Below are 8,584 nucleotides of genomic sequence, written 5' to 3' on the forward strand. Positions count from 1 at the left end.
AAACATTCAATAGACCCTATAAATTAGTAAACTTAATTCTACCGATGAGAGCATAGTTTATAATTTGTCAAAGTGACAGCTTTTTATGAAAATTATTTATGAAAAAACCGCCTCAAACTCAGCTTCATTAAAGCCGCACAGCAATATTGACTGACTTTGATTTTTATCGTCAATCTGACCTTCCACAATCGGACGCTTAATCATACTGGTGTTTTCGACTAGTAAATCAATCGCGTTATTTATATCGGCATCAGCTGCTTGCTTTTGCTCATCGGTCAGCTTGCGCCATGTGGTACCACGCTTGTTCAGCACTTTATCGATACCTAGCGCATCTACCCAACGCTGGACGCTTGGTTTGTCGATGCCTTGTTTTTTATAATCATGAAAATCATAGCTAACACCTAACTCCTCAAGCTTAGTAAACGCCTTTTTCATGGTGCTGCATGATTTGATACCGTAAATAGTGATGGTCATAATGATTCCTATATAATATCTTAAGTGCTTATAAACTTCTTAATACTGCTCTATTATTACGTTGCCCCATCGCATTTTTTGCCGATTTGCGCTATTCTAGCGTATCTAATTTTCTTATCAAAATATTCAATCTAGAGCCCACTATGAGTAATACTGTGACATCTGACCAAGCAGAAAACAATTATTATAACCCACAAGCTATCGAAGCGGCGCAACAAGCCAAATGGGCAACTGACAAGCGCTTCGAAGTTAGTAATGAGCCAAGCGATAAGCCAAGCCGTTATATGCTGTCTATGTTTCCTTATCCAAGCGGCAAGCTACATATGGGGCACGTGCGTAACTATACAATTTCGGACGTACTGAGCCGTTACTATCGCCTAAAAGGTCATGAAGTCATGCAGCCAATGGGCTGGGATGGTTTTGGCTTGCCAGCAGAAAACGCCGCGATCGCCAATCAAACCCCACCTGCCAAGTGGACGTTTGCCAATATTGACAACATGCGCGCACAGCTTAAGTTACTAGGCCTATCTATTGACTGGTCACGCGAGTTCGCTACCTGTAGCCCTGAATACTATCAGTGGGAGCAGTGGTTATTCTTACAGTTATACAAAAAAGGCTTGGTCTATAAAAAGCTATCGACGGTCAACTGGGACCCGATTGACAATACGGTATTGGCCAATGAGCAGGTCATCGATGGCAAAGGCTGGCGTAGTGGTGCTGCAGTTGAGAAGCGCGACATTCCTATGTATTACTTCAACATCACTGACTATGCTGATGAGCTGCTGGATGATTTGGATCAATTAGAAGGTCATTGGCCATCAGAAGTACTGACCATGCAGCGTAACTGGATCGGTCGTAGTGCGGGTATGGAAGTACACTTTCCATACGAGTTGGCAGGTGAAAGCAATACCTTAGATGTGTTCACTACCCGTCCTGATACCTTGATGGGCGTCACCTATGTGGCAGTTGCCGCAGAGCATCCGCTTGCACAGTATGCATCTGAGAATGATAAAGCAATCGCAGATTTTTGTGCCTTGTGTAAAAAAGGCTCAGTCGCTGAAGCCGATTTGGCCAAAGCCGAAAAAGTCGGTATGGACACAGGTCTGACTGTCACTCACCCACTAACTGGCGAAGAAGTACCCGTTTGGGTTGCGAACTATGTGCTAATGAGCTATGGCTCAGGTGCTGTGATGGCGGTTCCCGCTCATGATGAGCGTGATTATGAATTTGCGAACAAATATAGCCTGCCTATTAAACAAGTCATCCAGTCACCTGAAGGTTATAAAGAGTCTGTGCTTGCTGATGCCAAAGCAGACGGTTCTGAGCCAAACCTTGCCTATACTGAACGCGGCACCTTGGTGAATTCAGGCGAGTTTGACGATCTAGACTTTGAGCAAGCGTTTGAAGCAATGCTAGCCAAGCTTGAGCCAAAACAATTAGCCAAGAAAAAAATCCAATATCGCTTACGTGATTGGGGTGTCTCACGTCAACGCTATTGGGGTTGCCCTATCCCAATGATCAATTGCGAGCATTGTGGTACTGTGCCTGTCGAAGAAAAAGACTTGCCCGTCGTCCTACCGACTGATGTCGTCCCTGATGGTCGCGGCAACCCACTCAAAAACATTCCAGAGTTTGTAAACACCACTTGCCCTAAATGTGGTAACCCTGCTGAACGTGAAACCGATACCTTTGACACCTTCGTCGAGTCGAGCTGGTATTACGCACGCTTTGCTAGTCCAAATGATGCGCAAAGCATGGTCAATAAATCTGCTGCCAATAAATGGCTACCTGTTGATCAATATGTCGGCGGTGTTGAGCATGCTGTGATGCATCTACTTTATGCGCGTTTCTTTCACAAACTCATGCGTGATGAAAACTTGGTATCTGGCAACGAGCCGTTTGCCAACTTGATGACTCAAGGCATGGTACTCGCTGGTACTTTCTATCGCGTCAATGCAGATGGTAGTACCACCTATTACTTCGCCGAAGACATCGATATTGACTATGATGATCGCGGTCAACCGATTAAAGCCATCTTAAAATCTGATGGACAGCCAGTGACTATTGGCAAAATCGAAAAAATGTCTAAGTCAAAGAATAACGGCGTCGATCCACAGATTACCATCGATAAGTATGGTGCTGATACCGTTCGTCTATACACGCTATTTACCGCGCCTGCTGACCAAACGCTAGAGTGGTCGGATGATGCGTTAAAAGGCCCTTATAACTTCGTGAAGAAAGTGTGGCGTATTGCCGCTGAGCACATGCAAGCACTGACTGCTGCAAACTTAGATCTGACGACGCTAAATAGCGAAGTACTTAATACTGAAGGGCTAAGCAAAGAAGCCAAAAACTTACGTCGTAAAACGCACGAAACGATTGCTAAGATTGACAGTGATTTGGGTGATCGCTTGGCACTAAACACGCCCGTATCTAGCCTCATGGAGCTTGCCAACGAGTTAACTGGTTTTAAGGTCACTAATGAGCAAGACCTACGAGTGCAGCATGAAGCATTGGTAGATTTACTGATTATGTTATCGGTGTATGCACCGCACGTCGGTGAGCACTTACTTGAACAGTTGGGACTAGATACTGTTACTCTAAACTATCCAACTGTTGATGAAAGTGCGCTGGTGCAGGATACCATCACGATGGTCGTACAAGTTAATGGTAAGATGCGCGGTAAGATGGATGTCGCCCCAAACAGCGATCCAGAGCAGCTAAAAGCACAAGCTCGGGCGATTGAAGGTGTGGCAAAGTTCATTACTGGTGAAATCAAAAAAGAAATCGTCGTTCCTAATAAGTTGGTTAATATCGTGGTTGTGGGTTAGATATTTTAGGCTTAGTGGATGCTCTATCTAATCTAAGCCTTTTTATAATTTGAGGATAGCGATTATGTCGTATAAACATCGAACTGGTCAGTTACATCAAAGTAAACAGCGCGAACAACGCTATACTACTGTAAGCCTTGGTAGACAGAAACTAGCAACAGCATTGCTTGCTGCCCTACCGATGTTTACAGTATTAGGCGCCACAGCAGCGCTCAGCGGTTGCGGTTTTCAACTGCGTGGCTATGATACCCCAATGCTCTTAAATGTTGCCAAAACAGCAGTCATCATCGAAGATGATCGCACGTCCTTCCCACTCAAGCTACCGTTAACAAAAAACCTAGAGGCTTTAGGCGTCAACGTTATTAGTAATATGACAGCAAAAGATGTCGCTAATAATAATCAGACCAGCGCTGAACCTATTGCTGCGATTAATATTAGCAATCTCCGTTTTAAACAGTATGAGTTAGTCGGTGTTTTAACAGAAATTCGCTTAGTTATATCAGCAGATGTCAGCTACCAAACCATGGAAAATGGTCAGCCAATCACGTTAAGCAACCCCATACAAATTGAGCGCAGCTATCAATACAATGATGCATCGGTTAGCACTGATGATCAGCAAGGCAATCAAATTACTGAGTGGCTATATGATAGCTTGGCACGCCGTATCACGGATCAGTATGCGGCACTTTCTCTCCCTAAAGTGCCATCAGCAGGTGCCACCATACCCGTACAACCTGGTAATGGCTCATCATCAACCGCCGTTGTGACACCAAACCCTTAACATAAGCGTATTGCCAACTGAACATTTGATACTCACTGCCATCAACCTGTGTACTACCAGTCTATGCAAGATACCTTTATAAGAGCCTATCCAAAGCTACTGCAACCATCCGTTACAGTAGCGGGCTTGTGGCTGGCGCATGGTGATGAGCCCTTGCTCAGTCAATGGCTCATCGATGCGCTGCGTCCTCATTGGCACGCGCAAAATTACGCCATTAAACGCATAGAGCTGGTATCAGTCAAGAGCTGGCAGGAAGTGCTGTCAGAGTTAGGTAGCCAATCTTTATTCGATGATGCGAGCGCATTAATCGTGACCGGCAATCATAAACCTGACAAAGCCGTTATTGCTGAGTTAGAACGCTTCGCCATCGATGCACAATCAGGTGCACACAGTCACAGCCTTCTATGGCTAACACCCAAACAAGACAAACGCGCCCAAAGTAGCAAATGGTTTGCGCCATTTGCGCAGTACGGTCACATCATTGACTGCAATCTATACAATGAACAGCAACGACAACAACTGTTGCAAATACAAGCCCAGCAGTTTGGTTTAACACTGTCTCAAGAAGCTTGGCAGTTACTTATTTCACATACGGAGCATCATTTACTCAGTGCTTATCAAACCTTGTGGCGGCTGTCTTACCTGTTTGCACCGCAGCTGGTCGGTGATAACGATAACACCAATTCAATCGCAGACAGTCAGATACCACCGACAGCAAACGTGGCACTTGATGTTAAAGACCTACAAGCAGCACTGGTCAGTGACGCGCAATTTAGCGTGTTCGACTTATCAGATGCCATGCTGGCAGGCAATAGCGCACAAGTGGCAAAAATCATCTTTCAGCTCAGAGCGACTGATGAGCCAACGACTCTAGTGCTGTGGGCGATTAGTAAAGATATGCGTCAAATCATGCAATTAATGGATGGGCAAGATCCACAATCACTTGGTATTTGGCGTAGTAAGCAAGGACTGTATCAACAAGCCTGCCGCCGCCACTCAAATGTACACACAGCCGAATGGCCTGCATTCTTATATCGCTGTGATCAAGCAATCAAAGGGTTGGTCCAGCAGCCAGCGTGGGAGCTACTATTGCAAGCAGCGCTTGAGTTATCAGGTCAAAGGTTATTTGAAAGTCCAAAGTAATTTTGAATGGCGCATTCATTTTCTTCTCAGTCACATTAAATATAGCCTCAGTTAAATAAAAAACCATTAGTCAAAGCCATGGTCATAGCACCATCACTTATCACTTATCACTTATCACCTATTCCTTCTCTATTCCCACCATGCTCAAAAAAAACCTTAACCTTTCTTAAACTAATTGCCATTTCCTTTTTTGTATCAAACATTTACTATACCTACAATTGATACTTTTGTGGTTGGATAATCGTCATGCGTAAAATGAGTAAAAAATCTGCTATTAAATGGGGTGTTATCGCTTTGATTGTGGTAGCAGTAGCAGCCTTAGCCTATCACTTTTTGAAACCTAAAGAAGAAGGTCCAACCTACTTAACCGCCACGGCTGAAATTGGCGACATAGAAAACAATGTCATGGCATCAGGTAAAGTAAAAGCACTCAACACCGTTGATGTTGGTGCTCAGGTTTCTGGTGAAGTGACTCGTCTCTATGTAGAAGTAGGCGATGAGGTAGAAAAAGGTGATTTGATTGCCCAGATTGATCAAGTGACGCAAAAGAACAACTTAAGCAATCAACAAGCCAGCCTTCAGCAAAGTGAAGCCGCACTCCAAAGTGCTCGTGCAGAAACACTAAGCAAGCAAGCCAATCTAAAAAGTGCCTATGCTGATCTTGCTAGCCGTCAGTCTGAACTAAAACAAGCAAAATCAGACTTTGCTCGATTAGAGTCTTTGGTCTCTATCGATGCAATTTCTCAGCAGGAGTATGACACACAAGAAACCACTGTCGAAACAGCACAAGCTGCGGTAGACAATGCGCTTGCGGCAATTGATACTGCTAAGGCTGCTATTGTTACTACGCAAGCAGATATCGAGAGTCAGCAAGCAGCAATACGTATAGCCGAAACCAATGTTAGTACAGCTGCAGAAGATCTTAGCTATACCACGATTCGTGCGCCCATTTCTGGTACGGTCGTTTCTATCACCACCGAACAAGGCACAACCGTCAACGCCAATCAAACAGCGCCGACTCTGGTTACGCTAGCCGATTTATCAACGGTTCGTATCAATGCCCAAATATCAGAAGCTGATGTGATTAACGTTAGTGCTGGCATGCCCTCCTACTTCAATATTATCGGTAATCCAGACCAAAAATATGATGCTACCTTAACAGCTATCGAGCCTGCACCTGAAGAGATCAGTGAAACCAGCTCAACAGATTCTGCTATCTACTATGTTGGCTATATTGAAGTACCCAATACTGATCGATTATTCCGTATTGATATGACGGCTCAACTTTATATCGTTATCGACCAAGCGACAGATGCCGTGCTTGTGCCATCAGCCGCCGTAAAAGAAAGACCTGCCAAAAATCAAGCAAATGGAGAGTCTCAAACCAATACATTCATACGTGTCTTAAAAGACGATAACACAGTCGAAGATCGCACAGTCGAAGTAGGCATCGACAATCGAGTGAATGCGCAGATTTTGAGTGGCTTACAAGAAGGTGAAAAAGTCATTATCAGTGAAGGTGGTGCTAAATCGTCAGGTGGCGGTGGTGCTCGTATGCCAGGCGGCGGTGGTCCTCCAGGAATGTAACGTACCACTGATATATGTTGATTATGAAGAAGCTTGGTACAAAGCTGCCCTACCACACCGATTTTTATTACTTTAGATTAAACACAAAGACCTTGCTATGACTATATCTCAATCGTCTCAACAGACACCTAACGTAGCTGAAAAGCCCATTATGCAGCTCTCTGGTGTTATTCGAGAGTTTCCGGCAGGTGAGCAAACCATTCGAGTATTGCATGATGTTGACTTGACGATCAATCAAGGTGAGATGGTCGCTATCATCGGACAATCGGGTTCTGGCAAGTCCACCTTAATGAATATCTTGGGCTGCTTGGATCAAGCAACGGCTGGTGACTATAAAATATATGGTCAATCAGTAAACAAGCTAGAAGCAGATGAGTTAGCTGAATTGCGCCGTGAGCACTTTGGATTTATTTTTCAGCGTTACCATTTGCTTGGTGACATCAGCGCCAAAGACAACGTCGCTGTTCCTGCTGTTTATGCAGGTATGGATACCAACGCTCGGACTCAACGTGCCGAAAAGCTATTGACCGATTTGGGTCTTGGTGAAAAGGTAAATAATCGACCTAGCCAGCTCTCAGGTGGTCAGCAGCAGCGTGTTTCTGTTGCTCGCGCACTAATGAATGGTGGTGATGTTATTTTGGCTGATGAGCCGACTGGTGCACTAGATAGTAAATCTGGTGAAGATGTCATGGAGATTTTGCATGACCTAAATGCTCAAGGTCATACTATAATTATGGTCACTCACGATCCCAAGCTTGCTGCTCAAGCCGAACGAGTGATTGAGCTAAAAGATGGCTATGTCATTGCTGATTATAAAACAGAGCATTATAAACCAACAACACAACAACCAGCATCTATTCTCAGCGGTCACCGCAAAAGTGCATTTAGCAGCTTCCTTGACCGATTTTTTGAAGCATTTAAGATGTCCCTACTCGCCATGCGAGCACACAAAATGCGTACTTTATTGACCATGCTAGGTATCATCATCGGTATCGCTGCCGTCGTCTCTATCGTCGGTCTAGGTCAAGGCTCTCAACAACAAATACTCGCAAATATTAGCTCACTGGGCACCAATACTATAACGGTGAATGATGGTTACCCTAGAGGCGACCCAAGACGCCGTTACAATGATGACAACCTCACACCAGAAGATGCTCAAGCTGTCGGTAATCAACCCTATGTCATCAATGTGAGTCCTCAGGTAAATAGTACAGCCAGTGTGCGTTATAGCAGTGTTCAAGAAGACTCAACAGTTAATGGTGTTGGTGAGTATTACCTAGAAGTCACTGGTGAAACGTTGGCATCGGGACAAGGGTTTGACGAAGACAGTATCAGCCTACGTAGCCAAGACGTTATTATCGATGATAATGCCAAACAAGCATTCTTTGCAGATATTGACGACCCTATTGGTGAAGTACTACTGGTCGGTAGCGTACCTGGGCGAGTCATTGGCGTCCTTGAAGAGAGCGACAGTGGTTTTGGCGCAGATAGCACCACACCCATCATATACATGCCCTACACTACCGTCATGTCACGCATTACTGGCAGCGCCAATATTGATCGTTTTGTAGCGTTATTAGATGACAGTATTTCATCAAGCGTGGCTGAGACTGCCATATCGGAATTGATAGAAGGTCGCCATGGTAAAGATGATTTTGAACTTCGTAACTCAGACTCTATTCGTCAGACCATTGAGTCGACCACAGGCACCATGACCCTACTTATCTCATCTGTTGCTGTTATCTCACTGATCGTTGGTGGTATTGGT

General features: G+C 44.7%; 6 protein-coding genes. 5 read left to right on the top strand and 1 reads right to left on the bottom strand.

Annotation, left to right across the window (positions count from 1 at the left end; translation table 11 throughout):
• Positions 1-96 precede the first annotated feature (96 nt).
• Positions 97-474: an arsenate reductase gene (locus ACT3RN_RS12775; RefSeq protein WP_442477815.1), complete on the bottom strand. Its 378-nt coding sequence runs from the start codon at positions 472-474 to the stop codon at positions 97-99.
• Between the two features lie 143 nt (positions 475-617).
• Here ACT3RN_RS12775 and leuS point away from each other — a divergent pair, with 143 nt between their 5' ends.
• The 5 genes from leuS to ACT3RN_RS12800 form a co-directional block, all read left to right on the top strand.
• Positions 618-3,305, top strand: a complete 2,688-nt coding sequence (leuS, locus tag ACT3RN_RS12780; RefSeq protein WP_442477814.1) for a leucine--tRNA ligase — start codon at positions 618-620, stop codon at positions 3,303-3,305.
• Positions 3,306-3,369: 64 nt separating this feature from the next.
• Complete coding sequence (locus ACT3RN_RS12785) at positions 3,370-4,086, top strand: LPS-assembly lipoprotein LptE (RefSeq protein WP_225739198.1); 717 nt, start codon at positions 3,370-3,372, stop codon at positions 4,084-4,086.
• Between the two features lie 63 nt (positions 4,087-4,149).
• Entirely contained in the window at positions 4,150-5,229 is a 1,080-nt protein-coding gene (locus ACT3RN_RS12790; RefSeq protein WP_192519653.1) for a DNA polymerase III subunit delta, read from the top strand.
• Positions 5,230-5,475: 246 nt separating this feature from the next.
• Positions 5,476-6,816: an efflux RND transporter periplasmic adaptor subunit gene (locus ACT3RN_RS12795; protein WP_192519654.1), complete on the top strand. Its 1,341-nt coding sequence runs from the start codon at positions 5,476-5,478 to the stop codon at positions 6,814-6,816.
• A gap of 97 nt (positions 6,817-6,913) precedes the next feature.
• Positions 6,914-8,584, top strand: a 1,671-nt coding sequence (locus tag ACT3RN_RS12800) for an ABC transporter permease (RefSeq protein WP_444518698.1), incomplete at its 3' end; no start/stop codon positions are given.

The sequence above is a fragment of the Psychrobacter sp. AOP5-GZ1-6 genome (assembly GCF_052376345.1).
Lineage (GTDB): Bacteria > Pseudomonadota > Gammaproteobacteria > Pseudomonadales > Moraxellaceae > Psychrobacter.

What these genes read in the sequence shown, in the direction of transcription:
- ACT3RN_RS12775 (WP_442477815.1), bottom strand. Translation starts at nt 474, where the DNA reads ATGACCATCACTATTTACGGTATCAAATCATGCAGCACCATGAAAAAG.
- leuS (WP_442477814.1), top strand. Translation starts at nt 618, where the DNA reads ATGAGTAATACTGTGACATCTGACCAAGCAGAAAACAATTATTATAAC.
- ACT3RN_RS12785 (WP_225739198.1), top strand. Translation starts at nt 3,370, where the DNA reads ATGTCGTATAAACATCGAACTGGTCAGTTACATCAAAGTAAACAGCGC.
- ACT3RN_RS12790 (WP_192519653.1), top strand. Translation starts at nt 4,150, where the DNA reads ATGCAAGATACCTTTATAAGAGCCTATCCAAAGCTACTGCAACCATCC.
- ACT3RN_RS12795 (WP_192519654.1), top strand. Translation starts at nt 5,476, where the DNA reads ATGCGTAAAATGAGTAAAAAATCTGCTATTAAATGGGGTGTTATCGCT.